16 protein-coding genes, 1 tRNA gene, 2 other RNA genes and 1 riboswitch are annotated in these 15,691 nt (G+C 47.5%); of the genes, 8 read left to right on the forward strand and 11 right to left on the reverse strand.

Features of this window, described 5'->3' with window-relative positions; genetic code table 11:
- Positions 1-199: 199 nt before the first annotated feature.
- On the forward strand, positions 200-949 hold the full coding sequence (locus PCO85_10555; GenBank protein ID WJV55786.1) for a MipA/OmpV family protein: 750 nt from the start codon (positions 200-202) through the stop codon (positions 947-949).
- Positions 950-1,066: 117 nt separating this feature from the next.
- Positions 1,067-1,921 (forward strand): aldo/keto reductase, encoded by an 855-nt coding sequence (locus tag PCO85_10560; GenBank protein WJV55787.1) that lies wholly within the window; start codon positions 1,067-1,069, stop codon positions 1,919-1,921.
- 48 nt (positions 1,922-1,969) lie between these two features.
- Here PCO85_10560 and PCO85_10565 read toward each other — a convergent pair whose 3' ends face one another.
- Positions 1,970-2,839 (reverse strand): D-hexose-6-phosphate mutarotase, encoded by an 870-nt coding sequence (locus PCO85_10565; GenBank protein WJV55788.1) that lies wholly within the window; start codon positions 2,837-2,839, stop codon positions 1,970-1,972.
- 85 nt (positions 2,840-2,924) lie between these two features.
- Complete coding sequence (gapA, locus tag PCO85_10570; protein WJV55789.1) at positions 2,925-3,920, reverse strand: glyceraldehyde-3-phosphate dehydrogenase; 996 nt, start codon at positions 3,918-3,920, stop codon at positions 2,925-2,927.
- A gap of 349 nt (positions 3,921-4,269) precedes the next feature.
- Here gapA and msrB point away from each other — a divergent pair, with 349 nt between their 5' ends.
- Positions 4,270-4,686, forward strand: a complete 417-nt coding sequence (msrB, locus tag PCO85_10575) for a peptide-methionine (R)-S-oxide reductase MsrB (GenBank protein ID WJV55790.1) — start codon at positions 4,270-4,272, stop codon at positions 4,684-4,686.
- Positions 4,687-4,749: 63 nt separating this feature from the next.
- On the forward strand, positions 4,750-5,025 hold the full coding sequence (locus PCO85_10580; GenBank protein ID WJV55791.1) for a DUF1315 family protein: 276 nt from the start codon (positions 4,750-4,752) through the stop codon (positions 5,023-5,025).
- Positions 5,026-5,103: 78 nt separating this feature from the next.
- On the opposite strand, the gene pncA is transcribed toward PCO85_10580, so the two are convergent.
- The 3 genes from pncA to sppA all read right to left on the reverse strand — a co-directional run bounded on the left by pncA (position 5,104) and on the right by sppA (position 8,711).
- A complete protein-coding gene (pncA, locus tag PCO85_10585) occupies positions 5,104-5,742 on the reverse strand; it encodes a bifunctional nicotinamidase/pyrazinamidase (protein ID WJV55792.1) in 639 nt (212 codons plus the stop codon).
- A gap of 11 nt (positions 5,743-5,753) precedes the next feature.
- Positions 5,754-6,773 carry an asparaginase gene (gene ansA / locus PCO85_10590; protein ID WJV55793.1) on the reverse strand — a complete coding sequence of 340 codons (1,020 nt, stop codon included), beginning with the start codon at positions 6,771-6,773 and terminating at the stop codon, positions 5,754-5,756.
- 87 nt (positions 6,774-6,860) lie between these two features.
- Positions 6,861-8,711, reverse strand: a complete 1,851-nt coding sequence (gene sppA / locus PCO85_10595) for a signal peptide peptidase SppA (protein ID WJV55794.1) — start codon at positions 8,709-8,711, stop codon at positions 6,861-6,863.
- Positions 8,712-8,893: 182 nt separating this feature from the next.
- Here sppA and PCO85_10600 point away from each other — a divergent pair, with 182 nt between their 5' ends.
- The 3 genes from PCO85_10600 (at position 8,894) to PCO85_10610 (ending at position 11,740) form a co-directional block, all read left to right on the forward strand.
- Positions 8,894-9,445: an NAD(P)H nitroreductase gene (locus tag PCO85_10600; protein WJV55795.1), complete on the forward strand. Its 552-nt coding sequence runs from the start codon at positions 8,894-8,896 to the stop codon at positions 9,443-9,445.
- Between the two features lie 73 nt (positions 9,446-9,518).
- Positions 9,519-11,441, forward strand: a complete 1,923-nt coding sequence (locus tag PCO85_10605) for a DNA topoisomerase III (GenBank protein ID WJV55796.1) — start codon at positions 9,519-9,521, stop codon at positions 11,439-11,441.
- Complete coding sequence (locus PCO85_10610) at positions 11,438-11,740, forward strand: DUF1496 domain-containing protein (GenBank protein ID WJV55797.1); 303 nt, start codon at positions 11,438-11,440, stop codon at positions 11,738-11,740. Before PCO85_10605 ends, PCO85_10610 begins: the two co-directional genes overlap by 4 nt.
- Positions 11,741-11,779: 39 nt before the next feature.
- Here PCO85_10610 and xthA read toward each other — a convergent pair whose 3' ends face one another.
- Positions 11,780-12,586, reverse strand: coding sequence for an exodeoxyribonuclease III (xthA, locus tag PCO85_10615; protein ID WJV55798.1), 807 nt, complete (start codon positions 12,584-12,586; stop codon positions 11,780-11,782).
- Between the two features lie 233 nt (positions 12,587-12,819).
- Positions 12,820-12,916: riboswitch (glycine riboswitch) on the forward strand.
- A 21-nt stretch (positions 12,917-12,937) separates the two neighbouring features.
- Here xthA and PCO85_10620 point away from each other — a divergent pair.
- Complete coding sequence (locus PCO85_10620) at positions 12,938-13,558, forward strand: trimeric intracellular cation channel family protein (protein WJV55799.1); 621 nt, start codon at positions 12,938-12,940, stop codon at positions 13,556-13,558.
- Between the two features lie 65 nt (positions 13,559-13,623).
- Here PCO85_10620 and PCO85_10625 read toward each other — a convergent pair.
- The 5 genes from PCO85_10625 to PCO85_10645 form a co-directional block, all read right to left on the reverse strand.
- Positions 13,624-13,752, reverse strand: a non-coding RNA gene (locus PCO85_10625) — RtT sRNA.
- A 44-nt stretch (positions 13,753-13,796) separates the two neighbouring features.
- Positions 13,797-13,925: non-coding RNA, RtT sRNA (locus PCO85_10630), on the reverse strand.
- Between the two features lie 44 nt (positions 13,926-13,969).
- A tRNA-Tyr gene (locus PCO85_10635) sits at positions 13,970-14,054 on the reverse strand.
- Between the two features lie 151 nt (positions 14,055-14,205).
- The gene (gene purU / locus PCO85_10640) at positions 14,206-15,054 is read right to left on the reverse strand and encodes a formyltetrahydrofolate deformylase (protein WJV55800.1); all 849 of its coding nucleotides are present in this window, start codon (positions 15,052-15,054) and stop codon (positions 14,206-14,208) included.
- Positions 15,055-15,131: 77 nt separating this feature from the next.
- On the reverse strand, positions 15,132-15,599 hold the full coding sequence (locus tag PCO85_10645) for a YchJ family protein (protein ID WJV56056.1): 468 nt from the start codon (positions 15,597-15,599) through the stop codon (positions 15,132-15,134).
- Between the last annotated feature and the right edge of the window lie 92 nt (positions 15,600-15,691).

The following is a 15,691-nucleotide window of genomic DNA, read 5'->3' on the forward strand; positions in this document are numbered from 1 at the left end:
CATTACATATAATATCATTTGTCATAGCTATTATGTGCATTCGAATTGTTATCGTTTTTGACAGATAAAGTGGTTACTATGTATCAGTCTCCAATCTGGTTGGACAAGTAGCTGCTAGAAGTGGTTGATCGGATAACTGCCAGAAATGATAACGACTCAATCTTAATACGATGCAAATCTGAACAGGAAATAGATAACTGTGAAAAAATGTCAACTATCACTTTTAATGGTGCTGGTTACCGGAACGTTAGTCTCCTCCTCTGCTTATGCGGGCGAATTCGCATTAGGGGGCGGGATTATCGGGGAAAACTCGGTATATAAGGGAGATGACACTCATGTATATCCCTTTCCATTCTTTTCTTATGAAAGTGAAAATTTTTATTTTCATGGCTTGGGAGGAGGATATTACCTATGGAATGATGAGCAGAACAAGCTTTCGCTAACTGCCAGTTATTTTCCCTTTGGTTTCAAACCCAGCGATAGTAGTGATGCCCAAGTGCAGAAGTTAGATAGACGCCGTAGTACGTTGATGGCCGGTATTGCATATAGGCATGATGAAGATTGGGGGACAGTACGCACGTCATTGGTAGGGGATACGTTGGATAACAGTAATGGCCTTATCGGGGACATCGCCTATTTGTATCGCTTTAACATGGACGACTGGAGCATGACACCTAGTGTCGGGGTAACTTGGAATAGCAAAAATCAGAACCGCTATTATTATGGTGTTTCTGATAGTGAATCCGCACGTTCGGGCTTGAGTAGCTATAACCCGAATGACAGTTGGTCTCCTTATGTGGAACTGCTAGCAAACTACAAAATCAGTCAAAAATGGAACGCGTGGGTAGCCAGCCGTTACACTCATTTGGCTGATGAGGTAAAAAATAGTCCGATAGTAGATAAAAACTACAGTCTGCTGTTCGGTGCAGGGGTTAGTTATACTTTCTGAGTTGTGCTGCTTACCTATTGTGCGCTTGCTGCACAATAATGGGGCGCTGTTACTTTATTTGCATACTTTCAGTGCGTGAAGTTTAGTGCTACTCACGTAGAAAGAGGCCCGACAATTATGGCAGTAAAAACGGTAACATTTCCTGATGGTTCGAGTGTGCCGGCTATCGGTCAGGGAACCTGGTATATGGGAGAAAACCCGCAGCAAAAAGCCGAAGAGGTCAGGGCGCTGCGAGTTGGAATAGAACAGGGATTACGACTGATTGATACTGCTGAAATGTATGCAGAGGGCGGGGCCGAAGACGTCGTAGGTGAAGCTATTCGAGGGCGTCGCGACCAGGTGTATCTGGTTTCCAAGGTTTATCCGCATAATGCGGGAGGTGAGAAAGCCATAACGGCTTGTGAACGTAGTCTGAAGCGCTTACAGACGGAACATATTGATCTCTATCTGCTGCATTGGCGAGGCGGTATTCCTCTGGTGGATACGATTGCTGCCATGGAGCAATTGCAGCAGGCCGGGAAAATTGGCCATTGTGGTGTATCCAATTTGGATGTGGATGATATGCAGGAATTGTGGTCGTTGAATGGCGGTGAACAGTGCATTACCGACCAAGTTCTTTATCATCTGGCTTCGCGTGGTATTGAGTATGATTTATTACCGTGGTGTCAACAACGGCATGTTCCGGTCATGGCGTATTGCCCGTTGGCACAGGCTGGTAAGTTGAAATGTGATTTATTGAAAGCGCCAACAGTGAAGGCTGTTGCGCGGCGGCATGGGCTCTCGGCAGCACAAGTACTATTGGCTTGGGTGATTCGCCAGCATGGAGTAATCGCCATTCCCAAAGCCAGCTCAGAAGTACATGTAAAAGAAAACGCAAAGGTACTGTCGGTAACATTGAGCACGGAAGATATTACCTTGCTGGACAAGGCTTTCCCGGCACTATCACACAAGCAAATGCTGGACGTGGTGTAACCCGAGAAATATGGCTGGTATTTGCCAGCCATAGACGTAATGCGTAGGCTATTTTTTGATCTTAATGGTCGTTGATAACCTGGCTGGCGTATGTGTCGTCGCGGTAAACGGCTGGTTGATGCGTGCAGTTTCCACACAGACAAATGTTTTATAACCGTCATCCGTCATATCCGCGATAGTGTGGGACAATTCTGCACCTGGGTTCCATGACACAACATCACTGTGATGAGTGTGGTGTATCTCAATAGTGCGATGCAGTTCAGGATCGTGAATTTTACTGATTGCTTGTGGCTGGGTATAAATGCGATCGGTGCGATCGGTGAAGCGCAAATCGCCCTGTTGAGTTGCTATCTTCCCTTGATTAACCTTATCGATGAAAGTCTCGCCCAGACCGCTAATACTGATCTGCTTGATGTCACCAATCTGGAAGTAAGCATGTAACGCGCTGGTAATGCTGTAATCACCATGTGATTCCAATTCAATGCGGCACTCTTTCCCTAAATTAAAACGTGCAATTAGCGTGAATTCATGCGGCCATTGTTCGCGTGTTTTGGCATTATCACGCAGAGTGAATGCCAGGTGAACACCTTTCTCATCTTCACTGTGAGACGTGAACTCCCACGGCAGTAGACGAGCAAAGCCATGATTCGGTTCTGATACTGGACCAAACCAGGGGAAACAGATTGGTATGCCGCCGCGGATGGCAACATTCTCTGTAAACGATGTATTGTCGCTCAGCCACAATACCGGATGTTCTCCTTGCGGTTTCCAGCTTATCAGGTGTGCACCCTGTAGTGTAATGGCCGCACGAACTTGCGGATGTTCCACCACGATCACCGGTAGTTGATTTAACTGACGTTGACTGATTGTCGGTGTGATTTGTTGCAGAATGGGGAGAGAGAAAACTTTATCGTTCATGATATTGCCCGTCTGTTGTTTGTTACTAACCAGCAAATAAAAAGGGCGACACAGTGTCGCCCTTCTTCATCTATCGATCACCCGGTTATTTAGAAATATGGGAGATCAGATCCAGAACTTTATTGGAGTAGCCAGTTTCATTATCGTACCAGGAAATCAGCTTCACAAAAGTGTCACTCAAAGCAATACCGGCTTTGGCATCGAACACAGATGTCAGTTTTTCACCGTTAAAGTCGGTAGAAACCACGTCATCTTCCGTGTAGCCCATAACGCCTTTCAGTTCGCCTTCAGAAGCCGCCTTGATGGCCGCACAGATTTCTTTGTAAGAAGCCGGTTTTGCCAGACGGGCAGTAAGGTCAACCACAGATACGTTCGGGGTCGGTACACGGAACGCCATACCTGTCAGTTTGCCATTCAGTTCAGGAATGACCTTACCTACAGCTTTGGCTGCACCGGTAGACGATGGAATGATGTTCTGAGACGCGCCACGGCCACCACGCCAGTCTTTGTGAGAAGGACCATCAACTGTTTTCTGAGTAGCGGTAGTTGAATGAACAGTGGTCATCAATGCTTCAACGATACCAAAATTGTCATTAATAACTTTTGCCAACGGAGCCAAGCAGTTAGTAGTACAAGATGCGTTGGAAACGATGTCCTGTCCAGCATAAGATTTGTGGTTTACACCCATTACAAACATCGGGGTAGCATCTTTGGATGGACCGGTCAGAACGACTTTCTTGGCTCCAGCCTGAATGTGTTTACGAGCAGTTTCGTCGGTCAGGAAGATACCTGTTGCTTCAGCAACGACATCAACGCCAACTTCGCCCCATTTCAGGTTAGCCGGATCTCTTTCAGCGGTAACACGGATAGTTTTGCCGTTAACTACCAAATGGCCGTCTTTCACTTCAACGGTGCCGTTAAAGCGACCGTGAGTTGAGTCATACTTCAGCATGTAAGCCATATAGTCTGCATCTAACAGATCGTTGATAGCAACGATTTCGATGTCAGAACGTTCTTGTGCAGCGCGGAAAACAATACGGCCGATGCGGCCAAATCCGTTGATACCTACTTTAATAGTCATATATTCCACCAGCTATGGGTTAGTGAATAAAGGTTGGTTGTAAAATTACAAAAACCTTACTGAGCGTCAAGCGGAATCGTGTCAATAGTTGCTATAAGTCAAAACTCTGAACAATCTTTGCACGATAAAACAGCGATCAGTGTAACTAGATCATATGCCTCAATGATATGAGGAATACCTCATCAATAGAACACCTATCACAGACATAATTGAGACGGAGATCACAATTAAAATTATGCCCTGCTATTGAGCCATAGTGTAGGCCAAAATGGCCTGCTCAGGTGTTAATTTTTTGTTAGAATTAAAAACCACATCGGTAGATAATGCTTTAAGTCTCTGTGAGAAAGCTATGACAAAAGATACATCTTCTCAACCTGCGCTGGAGCGTCTGACTGAAATGCAGCGTTATGTCACACAACAGCGGGGCACTGAACCGGCATACTCAGGCAAGTTTCTTCATAACAAGCAAACAGGCGTTTATCACTGCTTGTGCTGCCAGCAGCCGTTGTTCTACTCTGACCGGAAATATGATTCTGGTTGTGGTTGGCCGAGTTTCGATCAACCGGTATCCATCGACGCGATTCGTTATCTGGATGATTATTCACACAATATGCAACGGATTGAAATCCGATGTGGCCATTGTGATGCTCATTTAGGTCATGTGTTCCCTGATGGTCCCCCGGAGACGACCGGTGAGCGTTACTGTGTGAACTCCACGTCACTCAGTTTCACTGATACGGACGATGGAGAAAAAATAGACGGATAATTCGTTTCGTAATCTAATGACTTGAAACGTTTCAGCAAAACGTGTTGGATGGCAGGAAAACAGATGCAACTTGATGACTTGATCAATACTATGACCCCGGAAATTTATCAGCGACTGGTAACGGCTGTCGAATTGGGTAAATGGCCGGATGGTGTGTCACTGACTGCGGAACAGAAAGAAAATTCGTTGCAAATAGTGATGCTGTGGCAGTCCCGGCATAATATTGATGCGGAACACATGAGTATTAATACACAAGGTGAAATTGAAATAAAAAGTAAGCAAACACTGAAACAGCAATTTCAGGAAGCGCCGATAATTACACTGAAACCACAGGATTAGGCAACTGAAAGCATCCTGATTTTAAGTAACCCGTCGTAATTGATGTTACTACGGGTTATTCCGATCGACTCACACACTTTATGAAAGAGAGTCGATAAACGTCGGCAAGTCTATCAATGTGGCACCATGATGCGCCATGTTTTGAAGCGCCAGGTGGCTGTCTTGCGGCTGTAGATTGACGCCCCGACATCCTTCGACTAATACTTCTGTTTGATATCCCAAGGACAGAGCGTCCAGCACGGTATAGTTAACGCAGTAATCTGTCGCGAGTCCCATAACGGTGAGTCGGTTAATACTGTGTGCCTTCAGCCAATCGTCCAGGCAGGTTTTAGCACGATGCCCGTTATCAAAAAAGGCGCTATAACTGTCGATATTGCTTTGCGTACCTTTACGTACAACCCAGTTTATGGCTTGGCGATTGAGATCGGCATGAAAATCGGCACCAGTCTGTTCTTGTACGCAGTGAACTGGCCACCAAACTTGTGGCAAACCGTCCAGTTCACCTATTTCCCCCACCACTGAGCCAGAATTGATGGCAAAGCTACGATGATTTGCTGGATGCCAATCTTGACTGGCGATGACTGCAACAGTGGCTGCCTTGCACGCTTCAATGGCTTGATTGGCTACTGAAATAACCTGGTCACCGTCAGTTATCGGCAACGCGCCGCCCGGACAGAAATCATTCTGCAAATCGATCAGTAATAACGCTCTGTTCATAACTGTTCCTCTTAATCTTTGTCGCTCAGCTCACCGCGTAGATTTTGCTGCATCAGACGGCGGACATCGATTGGCGAGAGATCATCGCGACTGAGTAAATAATGTAGTTTTGTCAGTGCGGCTTCAACCGTCATATCGAAACCACTGATGACACCGGCTTGTGCTAGTGCGTTACCGGTAGCGTATCCTTCCATATTGACTCGTCCTGAAATGCACTGTGTCAGATTAACGACCACAATGCCTCGCTCTGACGCCTGGCGAAGTTCATTAAGCAGTCCAGAACTTTGTGGGGCATTACCGACACCATAAGATCGTAATATCAGTGCTTTGACTGGTTGGCGCAAAAAGTTGCTGACGACATCGGCGGAAATACCGGGATAAATAGTGATAACGCCAATGGGTTGCGGCGTAATGTCATGGACGATCAGCGCACCGGAGGCTGGTGTTTGTGGTAGTGGCGCCAATCGACGGATATGGATACCGGCTTCCAGCAATGGAGGGTAGTTGGGGGAGGCAAACGCATCAAAACCGTCAGCATGCGCTTTAGTGGTTCGGTTTCCACGTAGCAGTTTGTTGTTAAAAAACAGACTGACTTCATTCACTGGATGATTGGCGGCTACATACAACGCATTCAGCAGATTAGTCTGACCATCCGAGCGCAATTCGGCCAATGGAATTTGTGACCCTGTCACTATTACCGGCTTGGCGAGATTCTCCAACATGAAGGAGAGTGCGGATGCTGTAAATGCCATGGTGTCTGTGCCATGCAAAATGACGAAACCATCATAATTGTCATAGTGTTGCTGAATATCATTGGCGATAGATTGCCAGTCCGCTGGTGTCATATCCGAAGAGTCGATTAACGGCGTGTATTCATGAATGGTGAAAGACGGCATTTCCAGTCGATGAAATTCCGGCATGTTGGCTACCTGCTGCTGCAGATGACCGGAGACGGGAATATAGCCGTTTTCTGAGCGTTGCATACCGATGGTACCGCCGGTATAGGCAACATAAATGGATTTTTTTTGCATGGATATCATTACAAGAGATAAAACGCTGGATGATAAATGTAACCAGCAGGAAAACAGCCCGGCTGTCTTACCGGGCTGTCAGTATGTTTAGCGGATATCTCCACAGGTGAGACAGAGCGCATACCGATTTTGTGGATCGTTCATCTTATTCAGGATAGACGGTTGTGAACGAATGGTTTCCGCCAATTGCGCTACTGGCGCGGGTAGCATGGCCTGTAACGCTGAAGGCAGCATGGCATAAACGGAACCTCTAACCTGATTGAACATGACGTCGAACAGGCTTGGCTGTTCCGTAAACCAGCTTAGTTGGTAGTGATTGAGTTTTGCCAGCTCGGCGGCTTTCTTCACTGCGTCGTCAAAATCGCCTAATTGATCCACCAGGCCGTTAGTTTTGGCATCGCTACCCACCCAAACGTGTCCTTGAGCGATTTCATCAATTTGCGCAGTCGATTTCTTCCGTGATTTAGCAACCAGTGACACGAAGTTTTTATAACCGCGCTCAATGTTTAATTGCATAAGCTGACTAAATACTGGGGGTAATGGCTTGGTTACAGCCAAATCGGCTAATGGTGATGTGGCTACACCGTCAGTATGAACACCAATGCTATCCAGTGAGTTCTCAAAGGTATTGATCACACCAAAAATACCGATAGAGCCAGTTAGTATACTGGGGCTGGCAATAATGTAATTGGCGGGAGTTGATATCCAGTAGCCACCGGAAGCCGCCATTCCGCCCATAGAAACGACAACCGGTTTTCCAGCCAGACGAACTGCCTCTAGTTCGGAACGGATTCGTTCGGAGGCATTAACGCTACCACCTGGACTGTTAACCCGTAAAATAACCGCTTTAACTTTAGGGTTGAGCCGGGCCTCACGAATTTGCTCGGCAGTGGTATCACCACCAACATAACCTGGGGTTTCCGACCCATCGACGATCATTCCATCGGCAAAGATCACCGCAATTTTGTTGGCGTCCGGTGTCGGTTTAGTCGGTGTATAGTCGTAGATACTGGTGAAATTGAAATTTTTGTCTTTCGCATCCCAGCCGAACGCTTTTATAAATGACTGTTCGATTACTGTGTGTGAGGCCACTTCATCGACCAGCTTATTTTCCAGCGCGTAGCGCGCCGTATCGCCGTCAACTGCGCGTAATCCCGCCAGAATCCCTTCAGCTCCAGGGAAAAGTTGTTGCGGTGTAATTTGACGGTTGGCTGCAACAGTATCCAGATAATGCTGCCACAGGATGTTGATCCAACGACTGTCGGCTTCTCGAGCCGCTGAAGACATATTGTCACGGATGAATGGCTCAACCGCTGATTTATAGGTGCCGACCCGGAAGACATGGGTTGTTACCTTCAATTTATCCAACAGCGTTTTGTAATAGAGATTGTTGGTCGCAAGACCATGCAGATCGACATTGCCCTGCGGAGTCAGGTAAATCTTGTTCGCGTAGCTGGCCAGGTAATACTGTATCTGGTTGTAATTATCACCGACTGCGTAGATGGGTTTCCCACTATCGCGGAATTCGCGCAGCGCTTTGCCAATATATTGCAGGGAAGGTTGGTCAGCACCGGTTAAATCCGTCAGGTCCATTACTATCCCGGTGATATTACTATCGTTTTTAGCCTGACGAATGCTGTCAACAATATCAAACAGGGAATTCTCCTGGTGTCGGCTGGCGGAAACCCCCAAAAACTCGCGGCCAAACTGACGTAGTTTGTTGTTGACTGAGGGTTTGTCTACCACGACACCGGTTAAATCAAGCAACAGTGCGCCACGGGAAGGTTCTTCCTGAGGGGCCCTGATTTGGTTATAAATACCAATTCCAAATAAAATCAATAGGATAAGGAAGATGTTGAGTATAAATTCACGGATAAGATTGAGTAGACCCCAGATCCACTTAACTAACCCACTAAAAATTCGCCACATCGTGCGCATGATAACTCCGAAAACGGAAGAAACAGTTTAGTATCCTAATGAGCCGATAGAAAAAAGTCAGCTTTTATCATGTCCGAAATATACGGCCAGGTGGCTAACTTGTAACAAAACTTCTACTTGTGATAACGTGGCGCGCATATTTGTCTTATCACTGACACTCGATGTAATACAGGAGAAGTGTGATGGATGCTCTTGAATTATTACTAAATCGTCGTTCGGCATCTCGATTGATTGCCCCTGCACCATCCGGCGATGCGCTTGATAATATCATTCATGCCGGGATGCGGGCTCCCGACCATGGTGCGCTGCAACCCTGGCGCTTCTTCATTATTCAGGATGAGGGGCTGTCCCGTTTTAGTGCTGTACTGACGCAGGCTGCACAGCAGGATAGATTGGATGAAGCGGTTATAGAAAAAGCCCGTCAGTCTCCGTTTCGGGCACCGATGATCATTGCCGTGATTGCGCACTGTGAAGAAAACCCCAAAGTTCCTCAGTGGGAGCAAGTGGTTTCGGCTGGTTGCGCCGTTCATGCCATGCAAATGGCCGCGCAGGCCCAGGGGTTTAATGGCATCTGGCGCAGTGGTGCATGGACTCATCACAATTTGGTACGTGAGGCATTTGGTTGTCGACCGCAGGATGAGATTGTCGGTTTCCTTTACCTCGGTACACCTCAACTCAAAGCCTCCCTAACAGTTACGCCACTCGACACGGAAAAGTTTGTTAATTATTTCTGATGATTATCAATGCCATCTTCATTTATTTATGAAGATGGCTTACAAGAAATGACTGTCTGTATTGCGGTGAAAAATGCGACTGTTTATTGCCGAAAAGCCCAGCCTTGCTCGTGCGATTGCTGATGTTCTACCCAAGCCACATCGGCGCGGTGATGGCTATATCGCCTGTGGTGATCACGATGTTGTTACCTGGTGTGTCGGGCATTTGCTGGAACAGGCACAGCCAGATGCCTATGACAGCCGCTATACGCGCTGGACATTGGCTGACCTACCGATTATTCCGCAAAAATGGCTGTTACAGCCGCGTCCTTCGGTCAGCAAGCAGTTAAACGCCATTAAGCGGCTGTTGGCGCAGGCGGATGAAATTATTCATGCTGGTGACCCGGATCGTGAAGGGCAGTTGCTGGTGGATGAAGTGTTGGAATATCTTTCACTTTCGGATGAAAAGCGACAGCATGTCCATCGTTGTCTGATTAACGATCTTAACCCACAAGCCGTGGAGCGTGCAGTTTCCCGGATGCGTGAAAACCGGGAGTTCATTCCATTATGTGTGTCCGCACTGGCTCGTTCGCGTGCTGACTGGTTATATGGCATCAATATGACCCGGGCATATACACTGCTGGGAAGAAACGCCGGTTATAGCGGTGTGTTGTCTGTCGGCCGCGTCCAGACGCCGGTTCTTGGACTGGTGGTCCGGCGCGATGAGGAGATTGAGCATTTCGTACCCAAAGATTATTTTGAAGTAAAAGCCTATATTCTGACACCTGCTGGCGAACGCTTTATCGCACTGTGGCAACCCAGTGAATCTTGTGAGCCTTATCAGGATGAAGAGGGCCGTTTGTTATATCGATCGTTGGCCGAACATGTGGTCAAACGTATCGAAGGGCAGCCAGCCACTGTTACGAGCTATAGTGATAAACGGGAATCAGAAACGGCGCCGTTGCCATACTCCCTGTCTGTGTTGCAGATTGAAGCGGCCAAACGTTTTGGGCTTAGTGCCCAGCAAGTGCTGGATATTTGCCAGCGTCTATACGAAACCCATAAGTTGATCACTTACCCTCGATCGGATAGCCGTTATTTACCGGAAGAGCATTTTGCCGGACGTCATGCGGTACTCAAGGCGATTGGCACGCATCAGCCAGATCTGTTGCCTCAGCCAGCAGTAGATAGTGAACGACGCAATCGCTGTTGGAACGATAGTAAAGTCGATGCGCATCATGCCATCATCCCAACAGCACGCAGTACCCGCTCGGTGCTGACTGATAATGAAAGCAAAGTCTATGGTCTTATCGCCCGACAATATCTGATGCAGTTTTGCGCGGATGCTGTATTCCGCAAGTGTGTTATCGAGCTGGATATTGCCGGGGGAAGGTTTGTGGCTAAAGCGCGTTTTTTGGCGGAAGCGGGCTGGCGAACTTTGTTGGGTGGCAAAGAACGGGATGAAGAGAATGAAGGAATGCCGTTGCCTGTTGTCGCCAAAGACGATGAATTACTTTGCGAGCGAGGAGAAGTCGTGGCGCGGGAGACGCAACCACCACGTCATTTTACTGATGCGACGTTGCTTTCGGCCATGACCGGGATCGCCCGGTTTGTACAAGATAAAATGCTGAAAAAGATCTTGCGTGCTACCGATGGGTTAGGGACGGAAGCCACGCGAGCGGGGATTATTGAGTTACTGTTTAAACGAGCCTTCCTAATCAAAAAAGGGCGTTATATTCACGCCAGTGAAACTGGCAGGGCTCTGATTCATTCATTACCCCCCAGTGCGGCACATCCGGACATGACAGCGCATTGGGAGGCGACGCTGACACAAATCAGTGAAAAGCACTGCCGCTATCAGGATTTTATGCAACCATTGACACAGTCGCTATATGAATTGATTCAGCAGGCAAAACAGAGCGGTAATATTACTGCGTTTAAAGGATTGCCACCCGCACAGGTGAGCGGGAAAAAACAGCGGAAACCACAGTCTAAAGCAAAGGAACAACATCCATGAGACGGTTTATTTTTCTGTTCGTTGTCGGTGTAGCTGCGATGCTGCCTTCATTGGTTCAGGCCAGTCAGACGAGCCAAACGAATACTGACATTGTGGTACCTGTGCCCCCACAAGTGGTCTGGGGAAACGGGAATAATACATCACGTGAAATGCCCACCAACTGCATGAGTTGCTGCATTTATCAGAATAAAAGCTATTCGGAAGGGGCGGTATTGAAAGCGGAAGGCGTTTTGCTGCAATGCGTGAGGGACAAACAGTCATTGGGTACCAATAACCTGATATGGCAGATAGTCAAATAAGCAATGGCCTTAACACAAAATGTGCAGGCCATTATTGGTTTAAAGTGAAAATTCCGCCCATATTGGTGCGTGATCGGATGGTTTATCCATCGCCCGGATGACATAGTCAATACCGGTTCCGGTGCAGCAGTCCGCCAACGGTTGACTTGCCAATATCAAGTCAATACGCAGTCCGCGGTTAGTGTCGAAGCCGCTGGAACGATAATCAAACCATGAAAATTGATTATTTGACTCTGGGTTAGCGGCCCGAAATGTATCAACTAGCCCCCAATTCTGTAAACGAGCCATCCATTCACGCTCTTCTGGCAGAAATGAACATTTGCCTGTCCGCAGCCAGCGTTTGCGATTTTCTTCACCAATGCCGATATCCAGATCGCTTGGACTGATATTCATGTCCCCCATGATAATCAGCGGCTGATCGGCTTTATGATGCTGTTCAACATATTCTTGTAAATCTTGATAAAAGCGGGTTTTGGCCGGGAACTTTACTGGATGAACACGGCTTTCACCTTGAGGAAAATAACCATTTATAACGGTGAGTTTGCCGCGGGATGTTGCAATATCAGCCATGATGATACGCCGCTGCGCGTCATCCTCATCAGTGGGAAAGCCGCGTCTTACGTCCAGTGGCTTATTTTTGGTCAACAGCGCTACGCCATAATGCCCTTTCTGACCATGATAAAAAACATGGTAGCCATACTGGCTAACGTCTTCCAGTGGAAACATGTCGTCATGAACTTTGGTTTCCTGTAAGCCAATGACGTCAGGTTGATGCTGTTCGATGAGTGCAGCCAGCTGATGTGGTCTGGCACGCAGCCCATTGATATTAAAAGAAACAAACTTCATGTTCGCTGCCATTGTTAAAGAATGTGCACTGATGTTAGCAGAAACCAGTACACAGAGTCACGACACAGGGTGTGAAGGCGTATTTTTTGTAATAAGAATCACTGATGGTTGGTTGAACACCTTTATCGGAGCCCGTATACTCCGCGACTCGCAGGAGAGAGGGCACTAAATTTAGTACCCCGCCGAAGGCGCAAACTCCCATAATCGCTCAGGCTGCCATACTGCGAATTCCATCGATGCCAACTGGAGAGAGATTGCTCAGGTAATCCACCGAAGGGGCAAGCAGCACTGGCTGCTAAACTCTCAGGTAAACAGGACAGAGGGAGGGGCGTATTTCACAGGGGTTCTTGTGTGTTGACCTACATCTATCTGATTGCCATCACTGCGGAAGGTATGTCGGGGGCGCTGGCCGCCGGACGTCGTAACATGGATATCTTCGGCGTTTCTCTTATCGCCTTCATCACTGCGTTAGGCGGTGGCACCGTGCGGGATATCCTGCTGGGAAACTACCCCATCGGTTGGACACAACATCCGGCTTATATTTACCTCACCATCGGGGCTGGTTTGTTCACTATTATTATTGCCAGGGTTATGCATCATCTACACCAACTGTTTTTGGTACTGGATGCCATGGGGTTGATCGCTTTTACCATCATCGGTTGTAATGTTGCTCTGGGGTTAGGGTACTCGGTGACTGTCGTGGTGATGGCCGGGATTACCACTGGTATATTCGGTGGCATTCTGCGGGATATCTTCTGTAACCGAACGCCGCTGGTATTGCGCGAAGAACTGTATGCCAGTGTATCGCTACTGGTTGCCTTGATTTATTTGGGATTGGGGAAACTGTCTTTCAATCATGACTTCAACCAATTAATCTCATTTGTTATCGGTTTGGTTGTGCGATTGGCCGCTATCGGCTGGTCCTGGAAATTACCGGTATTCTCCTATATGCCGGGACGCTGGAGAGAGTAGCGCTGGCAAGCGTTGGGAACATTCAGAATTGTCGCTACAGAGGGAATACCGGAGTATATCTGAGATGGTGGTGGGGGAAGGATTACGCGTCGCTGCGCTCCTTGCCCTGCGGGCCAATGCCTATGCATTGTTCAAAACCTACGGTTTTGTCGAACCTTGGCGAAGGTTCTTCACCTTCCCCTCACACGGGAACATCCTGAATTGTCACTACAGAGGGAATGCCGGAGTATATCTGAAATGGTGGTGGGGGAAGGATTACGCGTCGCTGCGCTCCTTGCCCTGCGGGCCAATGCCTATGCATTGTTCAAAACCTACGGTTTTGTCGAACCTTGGCGAAGGTTCTTCACCTTCCCCTCACACGGGAACATTTTGAATTGTCACTACAGAGGGAATACCGGAGTATATCTGAGATGGTGGTGGGGGAAGGATTCGAACCTTCGAAGTCTGTGACGGCAGATTTACAGTCTGCTCCCTTTGGCCGCTCGGGAACCCCACCACTGGCCTAAAAATCGTCTTTCGCGTTAAGCGGGCGCATCATATCAAATGTCGCGCCCCTGTAAAGACGGAAACGGCAGAAACAGAGCTGTTTGCCGATTTTTTATGCCATCTGTCGGTCTTGTGAGCGAAAAGTAGCGTGGCTGTAAGAATTACAGAATAATCGTGCGATTGCCGTAAACGAATACTCGTTGTGCCAGCACCTGATAGAGTGCCCGGCTTAATACATTTTTTTCCACGTCACGACCGGCACGCATCATATCATCTGCCGTATAAGTATGATTAACATGGATAACGTCCTGCATGATGATCGGACCTTCATCAAGGCTGTCATTGACATAGTGCGCTGTGGCACCAATGATTTTTACTCCTCTTTCGTAAGCCTGATGGTACGGGCGTGCACCGATAAAGGCAGGTAGAAAAGAGTGGTGAATATTAATGACCTGATTCGGGTAATGCTGTACGAAAGCCGGCGTCAGTATGCGCATATACTTTGCCAACACGACATAATCGGGCTTGAACTGATCGATCTGAGCGATCATGTTGAGGTCGTGTTCTTCTCTGGTTAACCCTTCATGGCTGACCAGATGGAACGGAATGTCGAAACGTTCGACCAGGGACCGCAAGGTATCATGGTTGCCAATAACTGCGGCTATTTCTACGTCCAGGCCACCATAAGCACATTTCATCAATAGATCACCCAGACAATGTGCTTCTTTTGTTACCAGAATAACAATTCGGCGACGACCGGCACTACTCAGTTCTCGGATAGAACCTTTCGGTAATGCGCCATCAAGATCGGCCAGCAGGGTTGTATCATTAAAAATACCTTCCAGCTCTGTACGCATGAAGAAACGACCTGTTCGGTGGTCTACGTATTCTGAGTTTTGCACGATATTAAGTTCATGCTTGTAGCAAATGTTGGTGATTTTAGCGATCAGCCCTTTCGCATCAGGGCAAATAGTACGTAATACTTTTCTTTGTATATTATGGGATTGCATAGAAATGTGAATCCTGTCTAAAACGTAAATCGGCGGATTGTATCGCTATATCGCGCCGGAGTCTCTGCCTATAGATGTTACTGTCCACAGCATTTTTTGTATTTTTTGCCGGAACCACATGGACAATGGTCATTTCTACCAGTCTGTAGATGAACACCATCGACATAGTACCAGCGATCATCATAACGAAGGAAGCGCGAGCGTTCTCGCATGATCATCAAATGCCGGGGTGTTTGTGTTGGGGTGTAACGTGCTGCAAATTCAACGTAGCCTTCATCCTTATTTTTACCAGGTGTTTGGGCAATGATCGTCAAACCAAGCCAGTGAGTGTCTGTACAACTTTCGGTAATGCTACTGCGCCAGTTTTCTGCTTGGCAGTCGGGGTGCCAGGTCGAGATCAGGTAATTTACATCTTGCTTAACATAGGCTGTGTAGCGTGAACGCATCAATAAGACTGGATTGGGAGCAGCAATCCTCTGGTTTATATAGGGTTGGCAACATTTTTCATACGACTGACCACTACCACATGGGCAACATTCCGACACAATATCTCCTACAAGACTTGGTATAACGTTGAAATAATGAGAAAGCTTCAATAAGGCATCTCGTATGTTACTCAACGTCCTGAAAGTAGCAA

Origin of the sequence: Prodigiosinella aquatilis, from assembly GCA_030388725.1 — a bacterium.
Taxonomy (GTDB): Bacteria; Pseudomonadota; Gammaproteobacteria; order Enterobacterales; family Enterobacteriaceae; genus Prodigiosinella; species Prodigiosinella aquatilis.